Consider the following 25,150-nt stretch of genomic DNA (forward strand, 5'->3'; position numbering starts at 1 on the left):
GTACCACGCGCGTGTGTCTGGCGCGAGCAACTTGTGCGGACTCAGGCCGGGTCGGCGCCGTCGAAACCAGGCAACCCGACGCTGGTCCACCCCGCGCTCGATCCAATGTGCAGCCGCCCGCCGACGAGCAGCAGCATCCGCCCCCCGCCATCGAGCGCGACGGCCTCGTAGCCGCGCTCGAGCAGCGCCTCCTGGCCATCGGCGATCCGCTCGCCCTTCGCCCCCGAGACCTCCCACAGCCCCGCGGCGGTCATGACCATGACCGCGCCGTGGTCCGCGGCCAGGGCATACTTCCCCGCTCCCACGGGCAGGGGGTGCCCCTGCCCGTCCCCGTCGACGGCACAAAGTTGCACCTCGCCCTCCCAGTCCGGGCAGTGGTCGTAGCCGTAGGACCAGCTCCCCACGCCCGGATGACGGCCAAAGGGGGTGTCGAACGGCCAGGCCAGCTCGGACCACTTGGCCGCGGCGCCCTCTGGCGTGTCGAGCTTGGCGAGGTCCACCACCCACCGCGACTGATAGCCGCCACCGCAGCCCGACTCCTGCCCATCGAAGATCTGCACCACGCCGTCCGGGCTGACGCTGAAGCCGTCGCGCATGTTGCCATCGTCCGGGGTCGCGCGCAGCGTCCAGCCGCGCCCATCGCTGGAGATCGCCAGGCCCCTGCGCGACCAGTCGTGCTCACCCAGCGGCTGCTCGGCGACCCCGAGGACCACCAGGCGCAGATCTGCGCCCGCGCCGATGGCCTCGAAGGCCCGCGGGTGCTTCAGGGGGAGCTCGCCGCGAGGCTCGAGCTTCAGCTCGAGGGTGTCCGCGCCGCTCGTTGCGAGCGCAGGGGTGCCCGCGAGGACGCGCCCTCCAGCCTCGATGATCCACAGCTGACCGGCAGCGTCGACGTCCAAGGTGACGATCTCGTCCGCGCCCTCGCGCGCGACGGCCAGCGTCGCGTCGCCACGACCGACCCACAGGCGGCGGTGATCCGAGGCCGCCCAGATCGGCGCAGCGCTGGCTTTGCTGGCCGAGAGCAGGACAGCAGGCGGGCCGTCCTCCTCACCTGGGACGTACTCGTCGCCCTCGACGTAGTCATCCGGATCGGGCTCGGCTTCGGGCTCTGGAGCGGGATCCGGCGAGTCCGGCTCCCGCTCTAACTCGGCTTCGGCTTCGAGCTCGGCCTCGGCCTCGGCCTCGGGCCTTGGCGCCGCGCTCGGGGCCGCTGGGGCAGCGCGGTAGCTGTAGACCGGCTGCTCGCTGAGCTCCCCCTCGGGCAAGCCCTCGGCATCGGGTACCACCGTGCAAGCGGTCGCCAACGCCGTCGCCAAGACCGCCAACGTCGTCGCGCTCCCCGTGGTTCCCGTGGACATCACGCGCACCATCTTCCGACGAATGACGCCCCGCTAAAAGTCCCCCCGCCCACGGTGAGCGGCAGAAACGATCAGCGACGGCCCACGACAGGAGGCGGAGTCAGCGCCTCCCCCCTCATCGCTGGCCAAAGTGCCGCGCCCAGGTCTCGGCGAGGGCCGGCCGAGCTCGCAACGCAGCGGTCAGCGCCTCGACCCGGGGCAGATGCTCGCTGCGCCAGGCCGGCTCCAGATCCCAGCGGCTGAGCACCGCGATGTACAGATCCGCGGCCGAGAAGCCCTCCTCGAGCAGGTAGGGCTCCCCCGCCACCGCGGCCTCGATGGTCAACCAGCGCTGTGCCCAGATCTCCTTGGCTCGCCCGCCGAGGGCGGTGACCACCTCGCTCGCCGCGTCCGCGGGCAAGAAGCGCTGCGGGTAGTCGATGATCTCGACGATCGGATAGACCTCCGTCGCCATGACGGCCATCCAGCGCAGCGCCTGGGCCCGCGCCTTCGAGCCCGGCGCAGGCAGCAGCCCGGCCTCGCGGTGGCGCTCGTCGAGGGTGATCACAATCGCCATGGACTCGGTGATGTATTCACCAGCGTCGAGCGCCAGCGTCGGGATCTTCTGGCGCGGGTTGATCGCCGTGTAACCGTCGCTGCGCTGCTCTTTGCCACGCATGTCGAGGTCGCGCAGCTCGTACTCGACCCCGATCGCGGCGCAGGCCAGCTCGACGATGGCCGAACCCGAGCCCCTGGCCCCGTAGATGACGTAGCTCATGGCGCTACGTTATCACGCTCGCGGCCACCGCCATCACGGCCTATAAAGAGCGCGCCCATGGCGAGTGAGCCACAGGACCGGTCCCTCTCCACCAAGGAGCGCGAGGTCCTCGAGTCCGAGGTCATCTCGGGGGACCCCAGCGCGGATCTCTTTGGGACGGCGCCGACCATGCCCGGCGGCAGCGAGCCGCAGATCAGCCACTCCGGGCGACGAGGCGATCGCAGCGGCGAGCTGGTCCAGGGCCGCTACCACCTGCTGCGCGAGCTCGGTCGCGGCGGCATGGGCACGGTCTACCTGGCCGAGCGCACCGACAACCACGAGACCTTCGCCATCAAGCTGCTCAACGAGCGCTACCTCGAGCGTGGCGACATCGCGGATCGCTTCATCCAGGAGGCCCAGGCGGTCTCGCGCATCGATCACCCCAACGTCGTCAGCATCACCGACTTCGGCCGGCTCGAGGACGGCACGACCTTCCTGGTCATGGAGCACCTCCAAGGCGAGTCCCTCGCCGCCCTGTGCAAGCGCGAGGCGCCCCTGCCCTGGCCGCGGGTCCGCCACATCATGCTCCAGATCTGCGACGCGCTGCAGGCCGCCCACGACGCGGCGGTGATCCACCGCGATATCAAGCCCGACAACATCCTGCGCCTGAGCCACGGCGACGACCCGGACTTCATCAAGGTCCTCGACTTTGGCCTCGCCAAGCTCCAGGGCGGTGGCCTGCGCCTGACCCGGACGGGCATGGTCATCGGTACGCCGGAGTACATGGCCCCGGAGCAGGCCCGCGGCCTCGCCACGGACCACCTCACCGACGTCTACTCCGCGGGCATCGTGATGTACGAGCTGCTGTGCGGGACGGTGCCCTTCAAGTCCAAGAGCTTCGTGGGCATGCGCAACAAGCACCTGCTGACGCCGCCCCAGCCGCCCTCGGCCCGCACCGACGTGCTCCCGATCTCCGAGGAGGCCGACGCGATCGTGCTCCGGGCCCTGGCCAAAGACCCCGCGCACCGCTTCGCCTCGATGACCGAGATGGCCGCGGCGATCGAGGACGTGGGCACGGGCAAGGGCCCCGTCGTTCTGATCGAGAACCCCACCTTGCAGCTCGGCGGGCTCGCGGAGTCGTCGCTGATCGGGCGCAAGCTCTCGGGCTCCGAGACCAGCGCGAGCTCGGGCAGCGCGAGCCTCTCGACTCGGCTCAGCGCGGGCCTCGACATCGACGCCGAGCCCGACTCGCGCGGCCTCTCCCCCGCCCTGCTCATGATCCTCGGCGGCGCGGCCCTGGCCATTGCGGCCATCGTCGCCGCGCTGGTCATCGATGGCATGCGCCGACGCGAGTCTGCGGCGCCGCCCACAGCGACCTCGACGAACGCGGCGGCCACCGCGAAGCTCGTCGCTGATCCTCCGCCAGACGCGGCCGAGGACGCCACCGCGCCCACCAGCAGCGTCGAGGTCGATCACGTGGTGTTGCGCTTCTTGACCCCCGCAGGCGGCCCGATCGAGGTGCTCGACGCCGAGGGCGAGCGCGTCGGCCTGACCGATGCGCACGGGGAGCTGATCGTGCCCCAGAGCGACGCTGCGCTTCACCTGATCCTGCGCGCAGAGGGTTTCGCGGATCATCCGCTCGAGACCGTCCCCGATCGCGATCGCAGCTTCCAGCTGAAGCTCGAGCCCAGCGAGTGATCGCGGCCTCGTCCGCTCACGGAGCCTTCGCACGGATCGCCAGAGCACCTGCGCCTGGAAACTGAGTCCGCCCTCGGGGTTAAAATCCCGACGCCATGGCTGAGCTCACCCGCGACGACTACATCCGCAAAGCGGTCTGGAAGGTCCTGTGGAGCATCGCCACGACGGTGGTCGTCCCCATGACCAGGACGCGCGTGGTCAACTACGGGAAGGTCCCCCGGCGCGGCGGCATCTTGCTGGTCGCCAACCACCCCTCGCCCTGGGATCCGATCTTGGTCCCGTGGTCGAGCATCCGCCAGGTCCACAACCTGGGCACCGACCAGCTCCTGCGCGTGCCCTACTTCGGGTGGATGATGCCCTACTTCTCGATGATCCCCTTCAAGAAGGGCATGCGGGATCCAGAGGCCCTGGCCGAGCTCCAGCGTCGAGTCGACAACGGCGACGCCGCGCTGATCTTCGCCGAGGGTGACCGCAGCTGGACCGGGCGCTCGCTGCCCGTCAAGCCGGGGATCGGGCGCATGGTCAAGCGCCTGGGCGTGCCCGTGGCGATGATCCGCGTCGAGACCGGGCACCTGCACTGGCCGCGCTGGGCCAAGTATCCGCGCGCCGTGCCGATCCGCCTGCGCGTCGTCGAGGTCGAGCAGTTCTCCGAGGACGCCACCGTCGAGGAGATCACCGCGTACATCCAGGCGCGGATCAGCGTCGACCCCGAGCAGATCGAGGTCCCCAAGCGTTCATGGGGCACGCGCCTCGCCCACGGGCTGCCCGACTTCTTGTGGTCGTGCCCGTCCTGCTTCGCCCTCGACGGCCTCGAGCTCGATCCTGGAGACGGCGACCGCGTGCGCTGCCGCGAGTGCGACGCCCAGTGGCGCGTCGACCTGGCCTGCTGGCTGCGCGGCGAGAGCCCCGGCGCCGAGGACATGCACGTCGAGCGGGCCTACAACCGCGTCCTCGACCACTTTGGCGAGCTCCCCGTGGCCTCGGCCGCGCGCCATCAGGACACCGGCGTGGTCCTCGAGGGCGAGGCCAAGATCGACCGCATCCACTTTGGCCAGGTCGAGCCCGAGCGCCTCGGCCTCGGCTTGCTCGAGCTCCACGACGACTTCTTGCGCTTCACCGGCGCCGAGGGGGCGGTCGTCGAGATCCCCTTCGCCGAGATCGCCACGGTCCAGATGCAGGTCGGCAACCGCCTGCAGGTCCGGACCGCCAACGACAACTTTCAGATCCGGCCGACGCTGCACTCGCCGAACATGTGGAAGCTGTTCATCGATCGCCACCTTCGGCACTTCCGGACAGCCCCGGCCCAGCGCCGCGCTGCGCAGGGCTAGTGTGCGCGCCAGAGGACTTGAAGGGCCCCAGGCTTGGAGCACCGGCCGCTGACTTCGTTGCTCGTCAGTCATTTGTGCCCGACAAACTCCCTCCTCGCGCCTCGTCAGCGACCGGCGGTCCGGCGCCTGAGACCCTTCAAGTCCTCTGGCGCGCACACTAGTTCGAGTCGAACCATGCCCGGGGCGGGACTCGAACCCGCACTCCGAAGAAAGGGATTTTAAGTCCCCCGCGTCTACCGATTTCGCCACCCGGGCAGGACCGGCAGTCTTCCGGCCTCGGCGCACCTTCGTCAAGCGCCGACGCCACACCGCCCATGCAGGCGCCTGGCCTCGTCGACGAGCTGGGCCCGGGCCAGGCGGAGGCGCGAGTACACGGTGTTGACCTCCAGACCGAGCTTGGCGGCGATCTCTGGGCCGCTGCGCCCGTCGAGAGTCGCCAGCTCGAAGACCTCGCGCTTGCCCTCGTCGAGGCGCTCGAAGGCCAGGCACAGCGCCTGCTTGCCCCGCTCCCGGGTCAGGGCCTCGTCGGGATCCGCCGGCCCGCGCTGGAACGCCTCGGCCTCGGCGGAGAGCGGGAGCAGGCGCAGGTATTGCTCCCGACGCCGAGTGCCTCGTCGCCGCGTCGCCGCCACGCGGCGCGCGATTCCGTACAGCCAGGATCGCGCCGGCGCGCGCTCCAGCGTCCAATCTCCCCAGCGCCTGTGCACGACCAGGAACACCTCCTGAGCCGCGTCCTCGCGCTGCGCCTCGTCGATGCCGAAGCGCGCCAAGGTCCGCAACACGAAGGCGCGCTCGCGTCGGTAGAGATCCTCGAAGGCCGGGGTGTTCGACGCATGACCATCCATCACGGATCCCCAGGTGTGCCCTGGCGATGAAGTGTCCACGCGCTGCTACCATCAACGCCTCATGACCCGAGACGACTGGCAGGTCGACGCGTCCTTGCTGGAGGCTTGGCGCGACGGGGACACCGAGGCTGGCGCCGCGCTCTTCGATCGCCACAGCGACGCCGTCGCCCGGTTCTTCGAAAACAAGGTCCGCGAGGGCACCGACGATCTGATCCAGCAGACCTTCCTGCGGCTGATCGAAGGTCGCGCGCGGATCCGCGAGGGCGTGGCCGTCCGCGCCTTCGTGCTCGGCGTGGCTCGAAACATCCTGCGCGAGCACCTGCGCAAGCTCGCCAGGGGCCGAGAGGTCGACCCCGAGGTCGAGTCCATGGCCGCCCTCGCGCCGGGGCCGACCACCGTCGTCGGCCGCTGTCGGGAGCACCGCCTGCTCCTCGAGGGCCTGCGCCGCCTCCCCGTCAGCCATCAGATCGCCCTCGAGCTGTTTTATTGGGAGGGGCTCAACGCCAACCAGATCGCGGATCTGCTCGGCATCTCGCACTCGGCGATGCGCAGCCGCATGACCCGCGCCCGCGAGCTCCTGCGCGCGGCCATGGCCGAGATCGCCGAGTCCCGCGAGCTGCTCGAGAGCACCGTCGACGGCCTCGACGGCTGGGCCGCCCAGCTCCGCGGCCAGCTCGGTGGCAGCTGAGCGATTGCGCGCAGCGACGACTTTCTTTGGTTTTGCTTGGACACCTCGGCGGGCAGCGGTCACCTCCATGACAGACCGCCATGAACTTCCGAACCCGGCACGCCAAGCTCACCTCCACCTTCGCGGCGCTCTGCGCCCTGTCTGCCCTGCTCTCGCCCATGGACGCGTCCGCGGCCCTCGTCCCCACCGACGAGGAGCTGGCGACCATGGAGAGCCTGACCACCGATATCGCCTGTGGCATGGACAGCATCTTGCTGGTCCACGATCCCATGTCGGGCGCGGTGATGATCTACAACGACGGCTCGTGGTGGAGCGTGAATGACCTTTTGCGCCTTCGCTTCGGAGCGAGGACATCCATCGAGGTCCAGCTCGGACTCCTCGAGGACGCCACGGGCTGGAGCGCGGCCGTCGACACCTACGTCGATGACGCCTTCGCCAGCGAGCACTACGACTTCGACAAGATTCGGATGACGAGCTTCACCGTCGACGTCCCTCCCGCCGACGCCGCCGCCCTCGTCGACGTGTCCTTCCTGCAACCCGACACCGAGCTGCCCACGGTCCCCGATGTCGTCATCGAGCCGGTCAGCGGCTGCCCCAGCACCGGCGTCACCAACACGGGAGATCTGAGCTGATGTCTGGTCAATCGAGCGCTCTCGGCCGCCGCCTCGGCGCCCTCTCCCTCGCCGCGGCCACCTCTTTTGCCGCGACCTTCGCCCTCACCCCGAGCCCGATCTTCGCCGCCGAGGGCCCCGGGGAAGACGACCTCGTCGAGGTCGTCATCGACGCCGACACCTGCGACGAGTCCGTCTCCCTGGTCACGGATCCCACCACCGGCGCGATCTATCTCAACCGCAACGGCGAGTGGTTCGAGATCGAGGATCACTACCTGAGCGTCGGCATCGAGACCGTGCAGAGCGTGCCGGTCAGTTTTGGGCTGATCGGGCGCAGCTCTGGCTGGGAGGTCCACCTGAAGATCCATCACTCGGCCGACAACATCGAGTGGGTGGTCCTCGACACCAACCCGACCGGAGAGGTCTCTTTCACCCTCTCCGCGCCCACCGACGACAGCAACTTCCCGGCCATCGAGGTGTTCTACACCTCCCCCGGCGTGGCCCTGCCCACGGTCCCCGACGTGGTGATTCAGCCGGTGCCGACCTGCCCCGGGACCGCCGACGGGCCCATCGACGAGGGTAAGGGCAACAAGGGCTGATCCAGACGCAGCCCCGGCCCAGGACTCGCTGCGCCCGCCTGCGCTACCATGACCGCGGTGACTGAGATCGACTCCGTGCCCGCGGGCGCGGGCGAGGACCCCTTCGGCGTCACCTTGGACGCGGACACCGACGCCACGCCCCCGCCCGCGCCCCCCGTCGCCGGCTTCGAGCATCGCCGGGCCATCGCCAGTGCCCGCGCGCGGCTCTTTGGCGGCGGGCCGCAGCTGCACATCGGGCGCTACCGCGTCGACGCCCGCCTGGGCGCCGGCGGCATGGGAGAGGTCTACCTCGGCCACGACGCCGAGCTCGGGCGCAAGGTCGCCCTCAAGCGCGTGCGCGCCGAGATCGGCGACGCCCTCGCCCAGGAGCGCCTGCGCCGAGAGGCCCGGGCGCTGGCCAAGCTCTCCCACCCCAACGTCGTCCAGGTCTACGAGATCGGTGAGCACGAGCGGCGCACCTACCTGGCCATGGAGTTCATCGACGGCCAGCCGCTCTCGCGCTGGCTCGACGCGCTCGAGGGCGGCCGCCGGCGCTGGCGGGCGGTCCTCGACCGCTTCTTGGCCGCCGGCCGCGGGCTCGCGGCCGCCCACCACGCCGGGGTGATCCACCGCGACTTCAAGCCCGACAACGTGCTCCTCGGCAAGGACGGGGGCGTGCGCGTGGTCGACTTTGGCCTGGCCGTGGGCAGCGAGCGCGCCCCCCTCGACGGCCAGGATCCCGTGGCCTCCCCGCAGGCGACGAGCGAGGCGCCGCTCGGCCGGCTCAGCGCCGCCGGGGCCGTCGTGGGGACGATCCGCTACATGCCCCTCGAGCAGCTGCGCGGCGAGGAGGTCGACGCGCGCAGCGATCAGTTCAGCTTCTGCGTCGCGCTCTACGAGGGCCTGTGGGGGCGGCCGCCCTTTCCACCGCGCTCGACCAGCGAGCACCTCGCGGCCCTCGAGGCCGACGCCCCACGCCCGCCGCCCAAGGGGAAGGCGCCCGCGGGCCTGTGGCGAGCCGTCCGCCGCGGCCTCTCGCGGGATCCTCGGGCCCGCTGGCCGAGCATGGCGGCGCTGCTCGAGGCCCTCGCCGCCCTCCCTCGCCGACGCCAGCGCTGGGCCATGGGCGCGGGCCTGGCCGCGAGCTTTGGGATCGTCGTCGGCGCCGTCGCGCTGTGGCCCGAGGACGCGATCGAGCCCTGCGCCGAGATCGCCAGCGAGCTCGACGGGACCTGGGACGCGCCGCGGCGGGCGGCGCTCACCGAGCTCTACTCGCGCTCGGCCCTCAGCCACGCCAGCGACAGCCGCACGCGCGTGCTCGCGGCCCTCGACGCCTGGTCCGACGAGTGGGTCGCGGCGCGCACAGACCTCTGCCACGACGCCCGAGCCCAGCGCGTCGAGACAGAGGTCTTTGCCCGCCAGCGCACGGCCTGCCTGCTGCGCCAGCGCGCCCGCGTCGGCGGCCTGGTCGACGAGCTGCTCGACCCCGCCAATCGCACGGCCGCCACGCTCGCGGCGGCCGTGGTCGCGACCGCCGAGCTGCCCTCCCCCTCGCGCTGTGACGCGGCCATGGTCGCCATGGGCTTCGATCCCCCGCCCGCCGCCATCGCCGACGAGGTCGCCGCCCTCGACGAGACGATCGACGCGGCCACCGAGCTGCGCCTGCTCGGCCAGCTCGAGCGCGGGCGAGAGACCATCGCGACCGCCCTCGCCCGCGCCGACGCCCTCGGCTACGCGCCGACCCGCGCCGAGGCCACCGCCGAGCTCGCGTTCTACGAGTTCAGCGCGGGCGAGCCCCTGCGCGCCCAGGCCCGGCTCCACGACGCCGTCGACCTCGCCGAGGCCAGCCGCCACGATCGCCTGGCCGCCTCGCTGTGGACCTCCATGGCCATGCACGCGGGCGCCGGCCAGACCCTGGATCCCGCGCGCGCGGCCGATCACCTGCGCCGTGCCAGCGCCGCCTGGGCGCGCGTCGAGGCCCCGCCCGAAGAGCGCGCCCGCCTGGCCTTCGCCCGCGGGCAGCTGGCCGTCGCCCTCGACGACCCCGAGACCGCCGCGCTCCACCTGCGCGAGGCCCTGGCCGAGCTCGAAGAGCGCGACTCCCTCGAGCGCCCAGCGATCCACGCGCTGCTGGCCGAGGCCCTGCGCGCCAGCGATCCCGAGGCCGCCCTGAGCGAGCTCGAGCGCGCCCTCGAGGACGCCGAGCGCATCTGGGGCCCCAGCCACCCCGAGACCGCGCCCCACGTCTACAACTTCGCGCTCGAGCAGCTCCGCGCCGGCCACCCTCAGCGCGCCGAAGATCTGCTCGAGCGCGCCGCGGACATCTGGGCCCAGTCCCTCGAGCACCCCCACCCAAACCTCGCCAACGCCCGGTCCATGCGCTTCGAGCTCGCCCTCCGGGCCGGGTCCTTCGAAGAGGCCGAGGCGGAGATCGAGGCCCTCGACCAGGCCCTTCGCGAGCTGCCCGAAGACGATCCCATGCGCGCCAGCGTGGAGACCCTGCGCGCAACCTTGGCCGGGGTCCGCTCCCGTCGCGCCGAGGCCCTGGCTCACTGCGAGCGCGCCATCGCCCTGCTCGCGCCCAGCGTGCCCGCCTCGGATCCCCGGCTGATCCATCTGCGCACGGAGAGCGCGGCCCACCTCATGGCCGTGGGCCGCCTCGATGAGGCCGCGGCCATCGATCGCCTGCTCCTCGCCGAGTCGGCGCTCTCCCCCGCCGCGGCCTTGCCGATCCACCTGGGCCTGGCCGAGCTCGAGCTGCGCCAGGGGGCCCTGGACGCCGCCGAAGAGGCCCTGGACGCCGTCGAGGCCCTCGCCCTGCCCTCGCTGGGCGCCCACGAGCTCAGCGCGGCCCTGCTCCGCGCCCTCCTCGAGCTGCGCCGGGGCGAGCTCAGCCCAGCCCGGCGCGAGGCCGTCCACGCCGCCCTCGCCTCCACCCCCTTCACCGCGGTCCAGCTCGAGGCCTGGTACGAGGAGCTGGCCCTCGACCCCGGCGAGCGCAGGGCCCTCGGCCTGCCCCGAAAACCGTGATCAGCGGCCGCTGGGCGATTAAATGGGGCATTTTGTCCTTTCGTCCAGGATCCAAGCGGACAGTCTGAACGAAATTGCAGATTTTTGGACAGACGCTCAGTCCTGTTCGAACCTACAGCCATGAACGGACTCGCACAGCCCCACGCCCTGCACTTGCTTCGCCTGATCATCGAGCTGCGCAGCGCAGACATCCCCTCTGACGACTTTTGGCTGGGTACCGTCGGTGAGCGCGATCCCGAGCAGCTCGCCGCCGAGCTCGCCGCCCTCGAGGGCGATCAGCTGATCGCCTGGTCCGAGCGGGCGCAGCAGTGGACGCCCACCCTGCGCGGGCTGGCCATGGGCCTCAATCTCCCCGCCTTCGAGCCCGACGCCGCGCCCTTCACCACCGCCGAGGCCGAGTGCGCTTGAGCCCCGCGCGCAGCCCATCCACGCTCAAATCGCCCGCAGCGCCACGGCGCCGTCCTCCACCAGCGCCAGGTGGTTGGTCGGGATCGCCTCCCAGCGCTCGCGGTCGCCCAGCGGCTCCGAAGCGATCACCACCGCCGGATCGTCGGCCGCTTTGGGAGCGCGAAGGTGTCCGCGGCCGTCCTCGACGACCAGCCGCCCCTTCGCGCGATAGAGCGAGTGCGCCTCGAGCTCGGGCTCGGCGTCTGGGCTGAGATATCGGCTGACCACGGCCCGCTCCCCGTCAGTGAGCACCAGGTTCAGGTAGGCAGGCTCGTCGATGGCGAGCTCGCTGCGCAGCGCCTCGACCCGCTCGATCCCCACCACCAGCGCGTCGGCCATGCGCTCGAGCGGCTGATCGGCCTCGATCTGCGCGTAGGCGTCGACGACCACCGAGAAGATCAGCTCCGAGTCGGTGCTGCCCGATAGCGCGGCAAAGCCGGCGTCGCTGAGCCCGGCCTGTAGCGGCCGACGCATGCGATCGAAGCTGCCGATGGCGCCGTTGTGCATGAAGGCCAGGCGTCCGCGGGCGAAGGGGTGGCAATTGAGCAAGGTGACGGGCAGCCCCGGTGTGGCCGCGCGCACGTGGGCGAGCATGCAGGGGCTGGTGGTGACGGCGGCGAGGTTGAGCAGGTTGACGTCGTTCCAGGCCGGGCTGATCGAGCGGAAGATCGCGGGCTCGTTGCGCAGCTCGGGGACGTACCAGCCGATGCCGAAGCCGTCGCCGTTGAGCGGCTCTTCGCGCTCCTTGGCGTCGTAGCTCTGGTGGATCAGAGAGTTTTCGGGCTCGGTGACCAGGGCGCTGAGGCGGATGGGGGGGCCGAGGTAGTAAGCGAAGCGGCACATGGAGGGAGGGTATCTCTTCGTGGAGAGTCTTTTGCGGGGGTCTTTGCTTCGGGCGGTGCACCGCGGCCTGTTCGGCGGAAGCCTTCCCACACCTGCGCTCTCGCCGGGTGGCGAGCGACCAACATGACGTAACAACCTAGCCGGCTCGGTGCTCGGCGCGGGCCCCTTCCGCTCGAGCGGCCTGCTCTACATTGGCGAGGAGCATGCTGGTCCTCGCGGGGAGGTCTCCGGTCGAGATCGGTTTGGAGGCGGTCTTTTGCGGGGGGGCGGTGCTTTGGGCGGTGCTTTGGGCGGTGCTGTCGGCGGTGGGGAGAGCGCCCGATGGCGGCGCTCTTTGCATGGGCTACCCTCCTCGCGCCCATGTCCGAGCTCCACGCCAACGCCGACGCCGAGAACAGCCCGCGGGGGCTGTGGATGACGCTGGTTCACTACGCCAGCTTGGTGCGGCTGAGCCACACGATCTTTGGGCTGCCCTTCACCCTGGCGTCGGCGTTGCTTGCCCATCGCGCGGCGACGACCACGGGGCTCGGAGATGGCGAGGGCATCACCTGGATCAAGCTGGTCTGGGTCGTGCTCGCGTTCACCGGGGCCCGGACGGCGGCGATGGGCTTCAACCGCATCGTCGACCGCAAGATCGACGCCAAGAACCCGCGCACGGCGGGGCGCGAGCTCCCCGCCGGGAAGATTGGGCTGGCGCCGGCGTGGGCGCTGACCGTGCTGGCCGCGGGGGTGTTCGTGGGGGCGGCGGCGGCCCTGGGCGAGGTCGCGCTGCTGCTCTCGCCGATCTGCCTGGTGATCGTCGGCGGGTACAGCCTGTTCAAGCGCTTCTCCTGGTCGGCGCACCTGATCTTGGGGGTCGCGCTCGCGCTCGGGCCCGGCGGGGCGTGGGTGGCGATCACGGGCGGGCTCGAGGGCTTTTGGCTGCCGCTGGCGATGATGGTGGCGGTCGCCACCTGGGTCGCGGGCTTCGACGTGATCTACAGCCTGCAAGACCGCGAGTTCGACGTTGGCGAGGGGCTGCACTCGATCCCCGTGGCCTTCGGCGTGCGCGGCTCGCTGTGGATCTCGGGCAGCCTGCACGCGATCACGGTCGCCGCGCTGGTCAGCGTCCACCTGCTCGCGGGGCTCGGCTGGGCCCACCTCGTGGGGATGCTCGCCGTCGCCGCGATCCTGGTCTACGAGCACTGGATCGTCCGGCCCAGCGACCTCAGCCGCATCGACAAGGCCTTCTTCGACCTCAACGGCTGGATCAGCATCGCCTACTTCGCGGCGCTGATGGTCGACGTGCTGGTGCGCTGAGGGGGCTGGTGCATGGCCGCGAAGGGCCCTCCCCTTCACGCTTCCTGGGGCCTGGATGAAAGGCGCGCGGATGGTTTGACACGGCCCGCGAACGCCCGGATCCTGGTTCGGTGAGTCGCCGCCATCGGGCCACGACCTGGACGAGCGCCGTGATCGTCGCCCTCGCCTGCTTGCTGGGCGCGCCAGCGAGCGCCGCGGCCGACGAGCCGTCTTCGCCAGCGAGCGAAGCAGGCACGAGCGAGCGACCGCTCGCGCTCGCGCCCATGCTCGCGCCCGCCCTGCCCCAACCCACGCTCACGGCCCTGCCCGCGCTGCCGGCGAGCTTTGGCCTGCCCGTGCCGGTGCTCGCCGCCCGCGAGAAGAAAGAGCGCAGCTTCGACACCTCCATGGGCGAGGTCGATCCCCGCACGCACGATCGCCCCCGCACGCACCGCTTCCGCCTCGCCATCCAGTCGCACTGGGTCCGGCTCACCCGCGTCCAAAACCCCGACACCGGTGAGTCCGAGCGCTTTCACTACGCGCCCATGCACATCGACCTGGGCTACCAGGCTCAGTTCTTGAAATACGTGATGGTCCGCGTCGCCGTGGGCCTCGGCGGCAACGTGGCCAACACCCGCAACGCCATGCCCGCCTCGGTCTTCCCCCAGGCCTACGCGGGCTACCAGGGCAAGCTCTTTGGCGCGGCCTTCGGCTACGGCTTCGACTGGACCATCCCGCCCACCGACGGCGCCACCGCCAGCTCGAGCTTCGCCCTCCCCCAGCCGGTGATCCGCCGCAACCATGTGGTGATGGGCGAGCTCTCGGTGACCAGCCGCGTCGACCGCGTGGCGCTGACCTTCGCCCTGGCCCTGGGCGGGATGAAGTCCCAGCTGACCCACTTCAACGAGGCCAACAACCGCTTCCGGTTCTATCTGGGCCTGCACGCCGGGGCCTTCTTCGACGGCACCATCCGCCGCGAGAAAAAAGCCCGCAAACAGGCCGCGGCCGAGGGACGCTGATCCGCGCCCTGTGCGGTAAAGCGCCCACCCACGCGCGCTTGCCCTAGCTCACGCTTTCGCGGCAACGCGGCCGTTTTCCCGGCGTGCTGCGCGGTCTATGGTCCCGCCCATGGCCAAGCTCATGCACGGCGCAGTGCCCACGATCGTCGACGCGATCGGGCGCACCCCCATCGTCAAGCTCAACTCCGTCGTCGGCGACCTCGAGTCCGAGATCTACGTCAAGGTCGAGTACATGAACCCAGCCGGGTCCATGAAAGACCGCGTCGGCCTCAACATCATCCGTGATGCCGAAGAACGCGGCATGCTCGGCCCCGGCGGCACCATCATCGAGGCGACCTCGGGCAACACGGGCGCCGGCCTGGCCATGGTCGCGGCGATCCGTGGCTACAAGTGCATCTTCGTGATGCCCGACAAGATGTCGCAAGAGAAGATCGACGCGCTGCGGGCCTACGGGGCCAAGGTCGTGATCTGCCCGACCGCCGTCGAGCCCAGCGATCCTCGCTCCTACTACTCGGTCGCCCGGCGCCTGGTCGAAGAGACCCCCGGTGCCTTCTACGCCAACCAGTATCACAACCCCGCCAACCCCGAGGCTCACTACCTGAGCACCGCGCCGGAGATCTGGGAGCAGACCCAAGGCGAGTTCGACGTGTTCGTGTCCGGCATGGGCACCGGCGGCACGCTCTCGGGCTGCGGGCGCTACTTCAAGGAGAAGAACCCCGACATCCAGCTCGTCGGCGTCGACCCGGTCGGCTCGCTCTACTACGAGTACGTCAAGACCGGGCGCCTGACCAAGGCCTTCTCCTACTACGTCGAGGGCATCGGCGAGGACTTCCTGCCCTCGACCATGAACCTCGACATCCTCGACGACGTCGTCCAGGTCGACGACCGCGAGTGCTTCATCATGACCCGCGAGCTCGTCCGCCGTGAGGGCATCTTCTGCGGCGGGTCCTGCGGCGCCGCGGTCATGGGCGCGATCAAGTACGCGCGCAGCCTCAGCGAGCCCAAGCGGATCTTGGTGCTGCTGCCCGACAACGCCCAAAAGTACCTCTCGAAGGTCTTCAACGACGACTGGATGCGCAGCAACGGCTTCCTCGAGGAGATCGCCGACGAGGGCACCGTCGCCCACATCCTCAAGGGCAAGCCCCACAAGCTGATCACCATCAACGCGAGCGCGACGATCCGCGAGGCCGTGGCGACCCTCAAGCAGCACGGCATCAGCCAGCTCCCGGTGATCGACGACAAGGGCCGGCACTGCGGCATCGTGGCCGAGATCGACCTGCTCAACTTCTTGATCGAGCACGAGGGCGCCCTCGACACGCCGGTCCACGAGCTGACCGAGAGCGACTACGCCACGGTCACCCCGAACACGCGCATCACCTTGCTCAAGCGGATCTTCAACGACGCCAAGCTGGTGCTCGTGACCGAGAACGACCAGCTGCGCGGGCTGCTGACCAAGATCGACCTGATCGACTACCTGACCCGCGACGCGGCCCCGGGCTCCAAGCACCCCTCGCCTCCCCCCGGCGCGGCTGCGCCCGCCGCCAAGGCTGCGCCCGCCAAGTCCGCCAAGCCCACCACCCCCGAAGGAGAGCAGTGATGGCCGAGTACGATCCCAAGTCCGACCACGTCGACACGACGCACATCGAGACCCTGGCGATCCACGGCGGGCAGCACCCCGAGTCCGTGACCGGGGCCGTGATGACGCCGATCTTCCAGACCTCGACCTACGCCCAGCCCTCGCCCGGCAAGCACACCGGCTTCGAGTACAGCCGCACGCAAAACCCCACGCGCTTCGCCCTCGAGCGGGCGGTGGCGGCCCTCGAGGGCGGCAGCCACGGCCTCGCCTTCGCCTCGGGCTGCGCGGCCACGACCACGGTCATCCAGCTGCTCGACGCGGGCGACCACGTGATCGCCGGTGACGACATCTACGGCGGCACCTTCCGGCTCTTCGACAAGGTCATGCGCCGCCGTGGCCAGCGCTTCACCTTCGTCGATCCCCGGGACCTCGGCGCCGTCGAGGCGGCCTTCGAGGCCAAGACCAAGCTGGTCTGGCTCGAGACCCCGACCAACCCCATGCTCAAGCTCGGCGACATCCAGGCGATCGCCGCGATGTGCAAGCAGCGCGGGGTCTTGCTGGCCGTCGACAACACCTTCATGACCCCGGTCTTCCAGCGCCCGCTCGAGCTCGGCGCGGACCTGGTCGTGCACTCGACCACCAAGTACATGGGCGGGCACTCCGACGTCGTCGGCGGGGCCGTGGCCACGCGCAGCGCCGAGCTCCACGAGCAGCTGCACTTCCTGCAAAACTCCTGCGGCGCCGTGCCGGGGCCCCAGGACTGCTACCTGACCCTGCGCGGGCTCAAGACCCTGGCGCTGCGCATGCAACGTCACGCCGAGAACGCCCAGCGCGTGGCCGAGTATCTCGAGGGCCACGCCAAGGTCGAGCGCGTCATCTACCCCGGGCTGGCCAGCCACCCGCAGCACGAGCTCGCCAAGAAGCAGATGAAGGGCTTCGGCGGGATGATCAGCTTCCACCTCGCCAGCGACCTCCAGGGCGCCGCCCGCTTCCTCGAGGCCGTGCGCGTGTTCACCCTGGCCGAGAGCCTCGGCGGCGTCGAGAGCCTGATCGAGCACCCAGCGATCATGACCCACGCCTCGGTGCCCAAGGAGAACCGCGAGAAGCTCGGGATCACCGACGGCTTCGTGCGCGCCAGCGTGGGCATCGAGCACGTCGACGACCTGATCGCCGACCTCGACCAGGCCCTGGCCAAGGTCTGAGCGCCGCTCGCCCCAAAGACCGAAGCCGCGGCACCTGCTGGTGTCGCGGCTTCAATCTTTGACGGGGCTCAGGGATCATAGCGACGCAGCCAGTACAGCCGCTCGGGGTAGTCTTCGTCGTCGATCTCCGTGCTCTCGGCCACGCCGGCCACGTAGACCGCCCCCGACTCGTCGACGACCGCGGCGTGAGCCTCTCCGAGCGCCGCGATGCGGTCGCGCCACAGCGCCTCGCCCTCGCTGCCGACGGCGATCACCGTGGGCTGCCCGAAGAACCACCAGCCGCCCTCGCTCAGCGATCCGAGGAGGCGCTCGGAGCCGACGACCACCGCCCCACCGTCCCCGGTCGAGGCGATGCCCAGCCCGACGTCGGAGCCTCCAGCGCGATCGTAGCGCTGCAGCCAGCGCTCGACGCCGAAGCTGGAGAAGCTGCTCACGGTCAGATCGCCGGAGCTCCCGGCCACGTAGAAGGCGTCGTCTCCCGGGCCTCCGCCGACGATGGCGCGCACGCCTCCAGCGCTGGGCACGATCGTCCCGAGCACCGCGCCGTTTTCGGCCGCCAGCAGCGACCCGCTGAAGAACGCGTTGCCAGCGTCGGTGACAGCGAGCAGGTTGGCCTGAAAGAGCTGCTCGTTCGACTTGCGCAGCAGCTCCTCGCCATCGCTCGAGACCCGCAAGAAGGTCGCCTCGAACCACTGGTCGCTGGCGCTCAGGTCATAGAGGCCCATGACGACGTCGCTCCCCCAGCGGACCATCGCCGAGATCTCGGCGCTGGGATCGTTGAGGGGGACCACGAACTCGTCGATCTCGTTGCCCTCGGCGTCCAGGCGCAAGACCCTCTGGTTCAGGCCCTGCTCCTCGTAGCTCGGCACGAGCAGCGTCCCATCGGCCTCGACCACGCCCATGGCGATCCAGCCATTCGCCGTCAGCTCCGGCCGCGACCACAGCGCCTGCCCCTGAGCGTCGACCCGCGCGAGCACGCCCACGCCAAAGACGACCACCCCACCGTCGGGGTGCAGCGCCATTTGCGTGCTCGACGAGCCATAGGGGCTGGAGATCAGGCCCAGGTCCAGGGACCAGCTCGCCTCCAGCATGGGCGCATCGCTGGCCCAGCCCGTCGAGCAGACCACCCCCATCAGCTCCGCAGTCGCCTCGCTGAGCGGCGTGATCTCCTTGGCCCGATCGACGAGCGGCGAGCCCACGTCCAGGCAGCGACCGTCCCACTCTCCCCCGCTCTCCTCCGTCTCGTCGCCGCTCTCGCCGTCCTCCTCGGCGCCAGGGTCGGCGCACGCCGAGAGCCCAAACACCAGCGGGAGCAGCACGCCACAGGCATGAGCGAGGAGAGAACGCGAGGGCTGCGTACGCATGCTCTAGGCACGTAGCACGGGAGGGGTGAAGCGATCGCACCCAGGGTCATTTTTCTCCTTTGAACCGAATTGGTCCACGCCTGCTCGAACGAGGCTTCACGCGGTGTCTGCTGGCAATCCTCGCGGTTGACTCACCTGCGCGCTTTGCCTTTGATCGCAAAGGACGCCCCCGCCGGCTCATGAACGAGACACCCAAGGTCCAACACGAGACCGACGCCACCTCGGCCTTGATCGACGATCTCGCTGGCGGCGGCGAGTTCGTCGACGAGGGTCGTTTTCGGCTCGATCTCGCCCGCGCCCGCGAGAAGCTCCACGACTACCGCCTGTCCGAGCCAGAGATCTACACCTGCCTGCTCGTCGAGGTCGCCGTGCTCGTGGGCGCCGAGCGGATCGACTTCGCGCTCGAACGCGGCAAGCTCGAAGCTCGCTTCAGCGGCGCCGGCTTCGACGCGACCGAGCTCGAGCACCTGAGCGAGGCTCTCTTCATCGATCTCGCGGCCGACGCCGACGAAGCCGAGCAGCGGCGATGGCGAGCGCTGCAGATGCTCTCGATCGCCATCCAGGCGGTGAGCGGACTCGGTGCGCACACGATCGAGCTGCGCTCGCCGCCAGCCGAGCGCGCGCTGAAGATCGACATCGACGAGGACGGCGAAGAGCGCTGGGCCCTCGACACACACGAGGTCACCAGCAGGCTCAACTGCGTGCGCGTGGGCTTCCCCTGGCGGACCCGCGCCGCGGAGCTCCCCGGCGTCGAGCAGCTACGCCGGCGCTGTGAGTGGTCGAAGTTCCCGATCTACATCGGCGACGAACGCATCTCTCGTGGACACGCGGCCGCGTTCCTCGACATCAACGAGAAGAGCGTCGTGATCGCATCCCACCGGCCGATCACCACCGAGAGCGGAGAGGAGATCGGCCAAGGAACGATCATCCGAGTCACCACCTACGACTCCGCGCTGGTACACGTGCTCTGCAACGGTTGGTACGTCGAGCGGCTCACCGTGCCAACCACGATCGTCGGCTTCGAGGCCGTCGTCGAGCTCGATCTTCGCCGTGACATCGCCCAGGCCAGCTTCTTGCGCGACGAGGCCTTCGAGGCCATGTGCGCGGCCGTCACTCGCTGCGCGCGAGAGCTGGAGAGCCTCGACCGCGCAGGCGAGCGCTTCAATCCGCAGACACACGTCGAGCCGAGTTCGAATGGGTGTGGGATACTGATCCTCATACTCTGGACCCTGGGCGCCTGCATAATCACATTTTTCGCATACCTGGACCAGGCCACGTTCTTCGTCATCTTCGGGCTTATATTCGTAGTAATCGGCGTCTTTGCGACCCGCGCCATGATCAAGCATGACCAGACCCCCAAGGCCCCAGGCCTACCTCGCCATCAATACCACGAGGTGTTCGGACGCCCTTCGCCATGACCGAGACGCCCGAGACCGACGCCACCTCTGCCCTGATCGACGCGCTCGCCGGTGGCGGTGAGCTCGTCGACGAAGGCCGCTTTCGCCTCGACCTCGAGCGCGCGCGCGAGAAGCTCCGCGCCTACAGCCTGTCGGTTCCTGCGCTCTACACCTGCCTGCTCGTCGAGGTCGCCGTGCTCGCCGGCGCCGAGCGGATCGACTTCGAGCTCGTACCCGACGGGCTCACGGCCCGCTTCGGCGGCGCCGGCTTCGACGCGAGCGAGCTCGAGTGGCTCAGCGAGGCCCCCTTCGTCGACATCCCGGCCGAGCTCGACGAGACCGAGCGGCGGCGGCGGCGGGCCCTGCAGATCTTGTCCCTCGCCACCCAGGCCGCGCTCGGCCTCGGCGCGAGGACGATCGAGCTGCGCTCGCCGCCGAGCGAGCGCGCGCTGAAGATCGACGCGGGCGAAGACGAGGGCGAGGAGCGCTGGAGCATCGACGCGAAGGCGCGGACCACCGACGTCAACACCATCAGCGTCCGCTTCCCCCCGCGGCTGCGCAGCTCGGACCCGCCTGGCGTCGAGCAGCTCCGCCAGCGCTGCGAGTGGTCGAATTTCCCGATCTACATCGGCTCCGAGCGCATCTCACGAGGACCCGCGGCCGCCTTCCTCGACGTCGACGGGGAGAGCCTCGCCCTCGTCGAGCCGGCGCCGATCCACGGCGAGGACGGGCAGACGATCGGCGTCGGGACGATCCTGAAGCTCACCGCCTACAAGACCCCCGTGCTCCACGTGCTGTGCAACGGCTGGCACGTCGAGCAGCTCTCGGTCCCGACCTCGCTCGTCGGCTTCGAGGCCGTCGTCGAGATCGACCTGCGCCGCGACCTCTCGCAGGCCAAATTTCTACGCAACGAGCGCTTCGATGCCATGTGCGCGGCCGTCAGCCGATGCGCAGCGCAGCTCGAGGGCAGCGGTCACGTCGCCAAGCGCTACGATCCCGAGGTCTACCAAAAGTCCAGGCCGACCCCGGTCGGGGTCGTCGTCACGTGGACCATCTTCGTCAGCTTGTTCGCGGCCTGTGCGATGCACGAAAGCCTGTTCTTGGGCGTTTTCGGGCTGTGCTTCATGGCCGTCGGCGTGTTCGCCATCTACAGCACCGTCAAGGCGCAACGCGCCTGGCGACACAACGGCCGCGGCCTGACTCGCTACCAGACCGACAAGCTCCTCGGTCGCCGCTGACCGACGAGGGCCACCTCGTCAGCGGCCCTCGTCGTCTGGATCAGGTCCCCGCGGGGTAGAGCTCGCTCTTCTCGCCGACCTCGATCCGCAGCAGGCTGACCGGCGCGTCGTCGCCCGCGCCAAAGCCGAAGTTGGTCACGAACACCGCCCGCTTGTCGCAGCCGCGCTGGCCAAAGGCCAAGGTCGCGGGGAACACCAGGCCGTCGTCGCCGTCGGCGAGCACCGTGGCCGCGCCGGTCTGGCGATCGACGCGGTTGAGCGTGGAGTTGTAGTTCGAGATCACGAACAGGTCGCCGCTGCGCCCGATGATCACGCCGTCCGCCCCGCGCAGGTGCTCCCCGGCGGCGATCACCGAGATCGCGCCAGCCTGACCGCCCTGGTCCTCGATCTCGAGGACCGCGGGGACCTGCGAGTTGGCCACGATCACGCTGTGGGTGTGGTCGTCGTAGGTCACGCCGTTGGCCCCGATCGGGAAGGGCGTCGGCGACATGTCGATGTCACCGACCAGCAGGGGGTCTTGGATCCACAGCTGCGGCGTGGTCGAGCCCGCCGCGACGCGATACACGGAGCCGGAGATCGACTCGGTGATGAACATGTTGCCCTCGGCGTCGAAGGTCAGGTCGTTGGGGAAGCCCTGGATGTCGACGACCCGCTCGGTCTCGCCGTCGTCCTCGACCCGCCAGATCCCCGAGGTCTCCTCCTCGAAGGAGGCCAGGGCCACGTAGAGCTCGTCGCGGTCGAAGGCCATGCCGAGCAAGAAGCCCTCCCCGACGTCGAAGTTGGCCAGGGTCTCCCCTGCGTAGGTCTTGCCGTCGATCCGCCGCAGCTCCCCCGTGGAGGCGATGCTGACGTAGATGTCGCCCTTGTGCGGGCCCATCGGCTTGACCGCCACCCCCTCGGGGAGCTCACCGGGGGCGTAGGCCTCGACGACCTCGACGCCTCCATAGCCGCCGGCGGTGAGGGAGAGACAAAGTGAGAGTATGGCGAGGGGGGCGAATGTGCGCATCATGATCTCCAGTGACTCTAGTTAGTGTCCTCGCCTCTTCTAAAAGACCACATTTATTGCGCCCAAGTGGATGGTTTTTGTCGACACACAGCTCCGCCCCGGGGACGCGGCTCGCAATCGCGCCGCGCCTGACCCGGGCCCCACATCGTGGTCTGTGGCCACTTTCTGCGGTCTACGAGGCGAGCCACGTCGCCCGCGCGCCGCCCCGCCCCACCGCCTCGAAACAATCTGCATACCTCGATCAATCTTCGCGATGATCCTGTGGACTCCCCCACCCTCGGCTGGCGCGATCACCCACGCGCCTCGACCGCGAAACCATCGACCCCACGTGTCCCGTGGGTCTGGTGGGAAAAGAAAGAGGGAGGCGCTCGAGCGCCTCCCTCTTGGACCCAACGTATGCGCTATGCGCTCAGCCTTCGGCGGGCTCGAGTTCGGCGTCGGCGGGGGCAGCCGGGGCGCCTGCTTCGAAGTCCCAGGTGAAGGAGGCCACGCCGTCGCGGGCGTCGGCCGGATCGAGCTGCAGGCCGCCGATCGCGTCGACGACACACTCACCGAGCTCGGCCGGGGCCGTGGTCTGCGACTGGTCGACGGCGGGGTTCATGATCTTCCCGGTCTTCTTCTCGACGGTGAAGTTCACGACCACCTGACCACCGACGGTCTCGTTGGTCTGCAGGGCGACGTCGTAGCAGTCCTTGATGTCCGGCGTGCGCGTGCCGACGAGCTCGCGGGTGACCTGACGGTAATCGTCGGCGCTGCGGGCCATGAAGGAGCAGCCCGCGCTGACGAGCAGCGGGGCGACCAAAAGGAGCTTGGCGATGGACTTCACTTGGCTTCTCCCTTCTTGGCGGCCTTGGGCGAGACGCGCTTGCCGCTGCGGGGCTTGGTCTTGCCGTCAGTCTCGGCCTCTTCGGCGGCCTCGGCCTCCTCGGCGGCCTCGGACTCCTCGCGGACCGTCCCGGTCTTCTTGCTGTCGACGACCTTCTTCTCGCCGGTCTCGGGGTCGATCTCGACCACGTTCGTGATCTCGTCCTGCTCGAGGATGATGAACTCGACGCGGCGGTTCTTCTCCTTGCCCTCGTCGGTCTCGTTGTCGGCGATCGGCTTGTCCTCACCGTGGCCGACGGCGACCAGGCGGGCCTCGTCGACGCCGTGCTCGACGAGGTAGGCCTTCACCGAGTCAGCGCGCTTTTGCGAGAGCTTCTTGTTGTACCTGTTCGAGCCGTCGCTGTCCGTGTGACCCTCGATCGAGATCTTCTTGATGCGGGGGTTCTCCTGAACGACCGAGGTGATCTCGTTCATCAGGTCGAAGGACTCGGGCCGGATCACCGCTTTGTCGTACTCGAACATGATCTTCTCTTTGATCACGATCGCGTCAGCGGTGACCTCGACGCGCTTGGGCGGCTCGGGCTCGGGCTCGGGCTCGGGCTCGGGCGGCGGCGGCGCGGGGGGTTCACCAACGATGGTCAAGGCGTTGGTGTCCGCGAAGATCGTTGGGCCGCATGCCAGCATGGGCAGGGCCATCAACGCCGCAGCCAGCGTAATTCCGACGGGTGGCTTGGTGCTTCGTTTTTGTCGCATTGGGGGACTCCCTCGTCGGTCACCGCCCTTCGACGGCGACGGGGGTGCCATCATCGAAGCCGCCTGCGGCTTTGGCAAGCCTGGCCCAACGGCCGCTTTCCCCTTTGCCAGCAATTCACGAGGCCTCTTGCCAGCTTCGTGATCCACCATCCACGACTGACGCGTAGAGAGCGGATTTCGTAGCTTTGAACCTGGGGCATCGCGCCCCGCCTGGCACAAAAAGCGCGGAAAAGCCGACACCACAGCACAACGCTGGTACCCCGCTGGAGCCATCAATTCTCCCGCGCTCGCTCCCCTGGGGCATCGAGAGTAGCCTTTCGCCATGGCCTTTCGCGCTGCCTCGGCTCTGCTCACCGCCGTCTTCGCCCCCTCCCTCGCGCTTGCGGCCCCGGCCGCGGACTCCTCCGCGGTTCAGCAGCCGGGCGAGGCCACCGGCGAGGCGACCGGCCCCGAGGTTCAAACGCCGACCGCTGCCCCGGAACAGGACACGGACGCAGCATCGGTGAGCCCGACCACCGAGCCGACAACGGCCGACGAGGCAGCCGCCGCACAGGACCCCAACGGAGCGAGCCCCGATGAAGTGACCCCCACGACGGCCGAGGTGGACCCCGCCAGCGCCGTCGAGCCTGCGGCCGAGCCCACTCGCGAGCCAGCCCCCGAGGCGGAGGAGCAGGACATGTCCAACCTGCTCGCCAGTGACGAGCAAGAGACCTCGCGCGTGCGCATCTCCAGCTCGGAGCGACCCAAGACGGTCGACCGTAATGAACGCCTGCGCAACTACTACAAGTCCGTCTACCGCCCCGACCACAACCCCTCGCGGCTCTACTTCTCGACCCGAGCCGCCTACGCCCTGGCCAGCACCAACGAGACCGGCGGCGGCGGGCGCATGGGCTTCATCAACGCCGAGATTGGCCAGACCTGGAACAACATCGGCTACGCCATCGGCCCCACCCTCTTCGCCGGCGACTTGACCTTTGGCGAGGACGGCGTCGCCAAGTACGGCGGCATGCTGATCGGCGGCGGGCCGAGCCTCGGCCTGGGCCGCCTCGGCCTGCTCGGCCGCGGCTACCTCGACTTCCGCGTGGGCTACAACTTCTTCTACGCGCCGATCAGCTCGACGCGATCGGATCTCAGCGATCCCCCGGACGCCGCCCCCCACGGACCCAAGGCCCAGGTCGACGTCGGCCTGCTCTTCTTCGACTCGGAGCGCCGCCGCTTTCGCCACGGCTTCGGGGCGACGATCGGCTACCAGGGGCTGTTCCACTCGCTCGCGGCGGACTACCCGATCGTCAACAGCTTCACCGTGGGGCTGAACTACTTCTTTGGCTAG

General features: G+C 69.6%; 22 protein-coding genes and 1 tRNA gene. 14 read left to right on the forward strand and 9 right to left on the reverse strand.

The window, feature by feature from the left end:
* Positions 1-41 precede the first annotated feature (41 nt).
* Positions 42-1,286 (reverse strand): hypothetical protein, encoded by a 1,245-nt coding sequence (locus tag G6O69_RS29225; RefSeq protein ID WP_217909936.1) that lies wholly within the window; start codon positions 1,284-1,286, stop codon positions 42-44.
* 187 nt (positions 1,287-1,473) lie between these two features.
* Positions 1,474-2,115, reverse strand: a complete 642-nt coding sequence (locus G6O69_RS29230) for a glutathione S-transferase family protein (RefSeq protein ID WP_172306764.1) — start codon at positions 2,113-2,115, stop codon at positions 1,474-1,476.
* A gap of 57 nt (positions 2,116-2,172) precedes the next feature.
* On the opposite strand from G6O69_RS29230, the gene G6O69_RS29235 reads away from it, so the two are divergent.
* Both G6O69_RS29235 and G6O69_RS29240 read left to right on the forward strand, forming a co-directional pair.
* Entirely contained in the window at positions 2,173-3,792 is a 1,620-nt protein-coding gene (locus tag G6O69_RS29235) for a serine/threonine-protein kinase (RefSeq protein WP_172306765.1), read from the forward strand.
* 95 nt (positions 3,793-3,887) lie between these two features.
* Positions 3,888-5,120, forward strand: a complete 1,233-nt coding sequence (locus tag G6O69_RS29240) for a lysophospholipid acyltransferase family protein (RefSeq protein WP_172306766.1) — start codon at positions 3,888-3,890, stop codon at positions 5,118-5,120.
* Between the two features lie 175 nt (positions 5,121-5,295).
* On the opposite strand, the gene G6O69_RS29245 is transcribed toward G6O69_RS29240, so the two are convergent.
* Positions 5,296-5,375: transfer RNA gene (locus G6O69_RS29245), tRNA-Leu, on the reverse strand.
* A 35-nt stretch (positions 5,376-5,410) separates the two neighbouring features.
* Positions 5,411-6,004: a sigma-70 family RNA polymerase sigma factor gene (locus G6O69_RS29250; RefSeq protein ID WP_346017099.1), complete on the reverse strand. Its 594-nt coding sequence runs from the start codon at positions 6,002-6,004 to the stop codon at positions 5,411-5,413.
* A 22-nt stretch (positions 6,005-6,026) separates the two neighbouring features.
* Between G6O69_RS29250 and G6O69_RS29255 the strand changes: the two genes are divergently transcribed.
* From G6O69_RS29255 to G6O69_RS29275, 5 genes are all read left to right on the forward strand, one after another.
* Positions 6,027-6,653, forward strand: coding sequence for a sigma-70 family RNA polymerase sigma factor (locus G6O69_RS29255; RefSeq protein WP_172306767.1), 627 nt, complete (start codon positions 6,027-6,029; stop codon positions 6,651-6,653).
* A gap of 80 nt (positions 6,654-6,733) precedes the next feature.
* A complete protein-coding gene (locus G6O69_RS29260) occupies positions 6,734-7,285 on the forward strand; it encodes a hypothetical protein (RefSeq protein WP_172306768.1) in 552 nt (183 codons plus the stop codon).
* On the forward strand, positions 7,285-7,863 hold the full coding sequence (locus tag G6O69_RS29265) for a hypothetical protein (protein WP_172306769.1): 579 nt from the start codon (positions 7,285-7,287) through the stop codon (positions 7,861-7,863). The genes G6O69_RS29260 and G6O69_RS29265 overlap by 1 nt, the downstream gene beginning before the upstream one ends.
* Positions 7,864-7,920: 57 nt before the next feature.
* Positions 7,921-10,872, forward strand: coding sequence for a serine/threonine-protein kinase (locus G6O69_RS29270; protein ID WP_172306770.1), 2,952 nt, complete (start codon positions 7,921-7,923; stop codon positions 10,870-10,872).
* Between the two features lie 120 nt (positions 10,873-10,992).
* Entirely contained in the window at positions 10,993-11,280 is a 288-nt protein-coding gene (locus tag G6O69_RS29275) for a hypothetical protein (protein ID WP_172306771.1), read from the forward strand.
* Between the two features lie 24 nt (positions 11,281-11,304).
* On the opposite strand, the gene G6O69_RS29280 is transcribed toward G6O69_RS29275, so the two are convergent.
* The gene (locus G6O69_RS29280; RefSeq protein ID WP_172306772.1) at positions 11,305-12,162 is read right to left on the reverse strand and encodes a class II glutamine amidotransferase; all 858 of its coding nucleotides are present in this window, start codon (positions 12,160-12,162) and stop codon (positions 11,305-11,307) included.
* Positions 12,163-12,522: 360 nt separating this feature from the next.
* On the opposite strand from G6O69_RS29280, the gene G6O69_RS29285 reads away from it, so the two are divergent.
* From G6O69_RS29285 to G6O69_RS29300, 4 genes are all read left to right on the forward strand, one after another.
* On the forward strand, positions 12,523-13,461 hold the full coding sequence (locus G6O69_RS29285) for a UbiA-like polyprenyltransferase (protein ID WP_172306773.1): 939 nt from the start codon (positions 12,523-12,525) through the stop codon (positions 13,459-13,461).
* Positions 13,462-13,571: 110 nt separating this feature from the next.
* Complete coding sequence (locus tag G6O69_RS29290; protein ID WP_172306774.1) at positions 13,572-14,459, forward strand: hypothetical protein; 888 nt, start codon at positions 13,572-13,574, stop codon at positions 14,457-14,459.
* A 109-nt stretch (positions 14,460-14,568) separates the two neighbouring features.
* Positions 14,569-16,056, forward strand: a complete 1,488-nt coding sequence (locus G6O69_RS29295) for a cystathionine beta-synthase (protein ID WP_255215901.1) — start codon at positions 14,569-14,571, stop codon at positions 16,054-16,056.
* Positions 16,056-17,237, forward strand: a complete 1,182-nt coding sequence (locus G6O69_RS29300; protein ID WP_172306775.1) for a cystathionine gamma-synthase — start codon at positions 16,056-16,058, stop codon at positions 17,235-17,237. Before G6O69_RS29295 ends, G6O69_RS29300 begins: the two co-directional genes overlap by 1 nt.
* Before the next feature lie 68 nt (positions 17,238-17,305).
* Here G6O69_RS29300 and G6O69_RS29305 read toward each other — a convergent pair whose 3' ends face one another.
* A complete protein-coding gene (locus tag G6O69_RS29305; RefSeq protein ID WP_172306776.1) occupies positions 17,306-18,601 on the reverse strand; it encodes a hypothetical protein in 1,296 nt (431 codons plus the stop codon).
* 179 nt (positions 18,602-18,780) lie between these two features.
* Between G6O69_RS29305 and G6O69_RS29310 the strand changes: the two genes are divergently transcribed.
* Together G6O69_RS29310 and G6O69_RS29315 are read left to right on the forward strand one after the other, a co-directional pair.
* Entirely contained in the window at positions 18,781-20,019 is a 1,239-nt protein-coding gene (locus G6O69_RS29310) for a hypothetical protein (RefSeq protein ID WP_172306777.1), read from the forward strand.
* On the forward strand, positions 20,016-21,236 hold the full coding sequence (locus G6O69_RS29315; RefSeq protein ID WP_172306778.1) for a hypothetical protein: 1,221 nt from the start codon (positions 20,016-20,018) through the stop codon (positions 21,234-21,236). The genes G6O69_RS29310 and G6O69_RS29315 overlap by 4 nt, the downstream gene beginning before the upstream one ends.
* Positions 21,237-21,276: 40 nt before the next feature.
* Here G6O69_RS29315 and G6O69_RS29320 read toward each other — a convergent pair whose 3' ends face one another.
* The 3 genes from G6O69_RS29320 to G6O69_RS29330 form a co-directional block, all read right to left on the reverse strand.
* A complete protein-coding gene (locus G6O69_RS29320; protein ID WP_172306779.1) occupies positions 21,277-22,245 on the reverse strand; it encodes a hypothetical protein in 969 nt (322 codons plus the stop codon).
* Between the two features lie 406 nt (positions 22,246-22,651).
* Positions 22,652-23,068 (reverse strand): AgmX/PglI C-terminal domain-containing protein, encoded by a 417-nt coding sequence (locus tag G6O69_RS29325; protein ID WP_172306780.1) that lies wholly within the window; start codon positions 23,066-23,068, stop codon positions 22,652-22,654.
* A complete protein-coding gene (locus G6O69_RS29330; protein ID WP_172306781.1) occupies positions 23,065-23,820 on the reverse strand; it encodes an OmpA family protein in 756 nt (251 codons plus the stop codon). Before G6O69_RS29330 ends, G6O69_RS29325 begins: the two co-directional genes overlap by 4 nt.
* Before the next feature lie 322 nt (positions 23,821-24,142).
* Between G6O69_RS29330 and G6O69_RS29335 the strand changes: the two genes are divergently transcribed.
* Positions 24,143-25,150, forward strand: a complete 1,008-nt coding sequence (locus G6O69_RS29335; protein ID WP_172306782.1) for a hypothetical protein — start codon at positions 24,143-24,145, stop codon at positions 25,148-25,150.

Source organism: Pseudenhygromyxa sp. WMMC2535 (assembly GCF_011083025.2).

What these genes read in the sequence shown, in the direction of transcription:
- G6O69_RS29285 (WP_172306773.1), top strand. Translation starts at nt 12,523, where the DNA reads ATGTCCGAGCTCCACGCCAACGCCGACGCCGAGAACAGCCCGCGGGGG.
- G6O69_RS29260 (WP_172306768.1), top strand. Translation starts at nt 6,734, where the DNA reads ATGAACTTCCGAACCCGGCACGCCAAGCTCACCTCCACCTTCGCGGCG.
- G6O69_RS29305 (WP_172306776.1), bottom strand. Translation starts at nt 18,601, where the DNA reads ATGCGTACGCAGCCCTCGCGTTCTCTCCTCGCTCATGCCTGTGGCGTG.
- G6O69_RS29240 (WP_172306766.1), top strand. Translation starts at nt 3,888, where the DNA reads ATGGCTGAGCTCACCCGCGACGACTACATCCGCAAAGCGGTCTGGAAG.
- G6O69_RS29230 (WP_172306764.1), bottom strand. Translation starts at nt 2,115, where the DNA reads ATGAGCTACGTCATCTACGGGGCCAGGGGCTCGGGTTCGGCCATCGTC.
- G6O69_RS29295 (WP_255215901.1), top strand. Translation starts at nt 14,569, where the DNA reads ATGGCCAAGCTCATGCACGGCGCAGTGCCCACGATCGTCGACGCGATC.
- G6O69_RS29280 (WP_172306772.1), bottom strand. Translation starts at nt 12,162, where the DNA reads ATGTGCCGCTTCGCTTACTACCTCGGCCCCCCCATCCGCCTCAGCGCC.
- G6O69_RS29300 (WP_172306775.1), top strand. Translation starts at nt 16,056, where the DNA reads ATGGCCGAGTACGATCCCAAGTCCGACCACGTCGACACGACGCACATC.
- G6O69_RS29315 (WP_172306778.1), top strand. Translation starts at nt 20,016, where the DNA reads ATGACCGAGACGCCCGAGACCGACGCCACCTCTGCCCTGATCGACGCG.
- G6O69_RS29330 (WP_172306781.1), bottom strand. Translation starts at nt 23,820, where the DNA reads ATGCGACAAAAACGAAGCACCAAGCCACCCGTCGGAATTACGCTGGCT.
- G6O69_RS29255 (WP_172306767.1), top strand. Translation starts at nt 6,027, where the DNA reads ATGACCCGAGACGACTGGCAGGTCGACGCGTCCTTGCTGGAGGCTTGG.
- G6O69_RS29235 (WP_172306765.1), top strand. Translation starts at nt 2,173, where the DNA reads ATGGCGAGTGAGCCACAGGACCGGTCCCTCTCCACCAAGGAGCGCGAG.
- G6O69_RS29310 (WP_172306777.1), top strand. Translation starts at nt 18,781, where the DNA reads ATGAACGAGACACCCAAGGTCCAACACGAGACCGACGCCACCTCGGCC.
- G6O69_RS29275 (WP_172306771.1), top strand. Translation starts at nt 10,993, where the DNA reads ATGAACGGACTCGCACAGCCCCACGCCCTGCACTTGCTTCGCCTGATC.
- G6O69_RS29320 (WP_172306779.1), bottom strand. Translation starts at nt 22,245, where the DNA reads ATGATGCGCACATTCGCCCCCCTCGCCATACTCTCACTTTGTCTCTCC.
- G6O69_RS29335 (WP_172306782.1), top strand. Translation starts at nt 24,143, where the DNA reads ATGGCCTTTCGCGCTGCCTCGGCTCTGCTCACCGCCGTCTTCGCCCCC.
- G6O69_RS29265 (WP_172306769.1), top strand. Translation starts at nt 7,285, where the DNA reads ATGTCTGGTCAATCGAGCGCTCTCGGCCGCCGCCTCGGCGCCCTCTCC.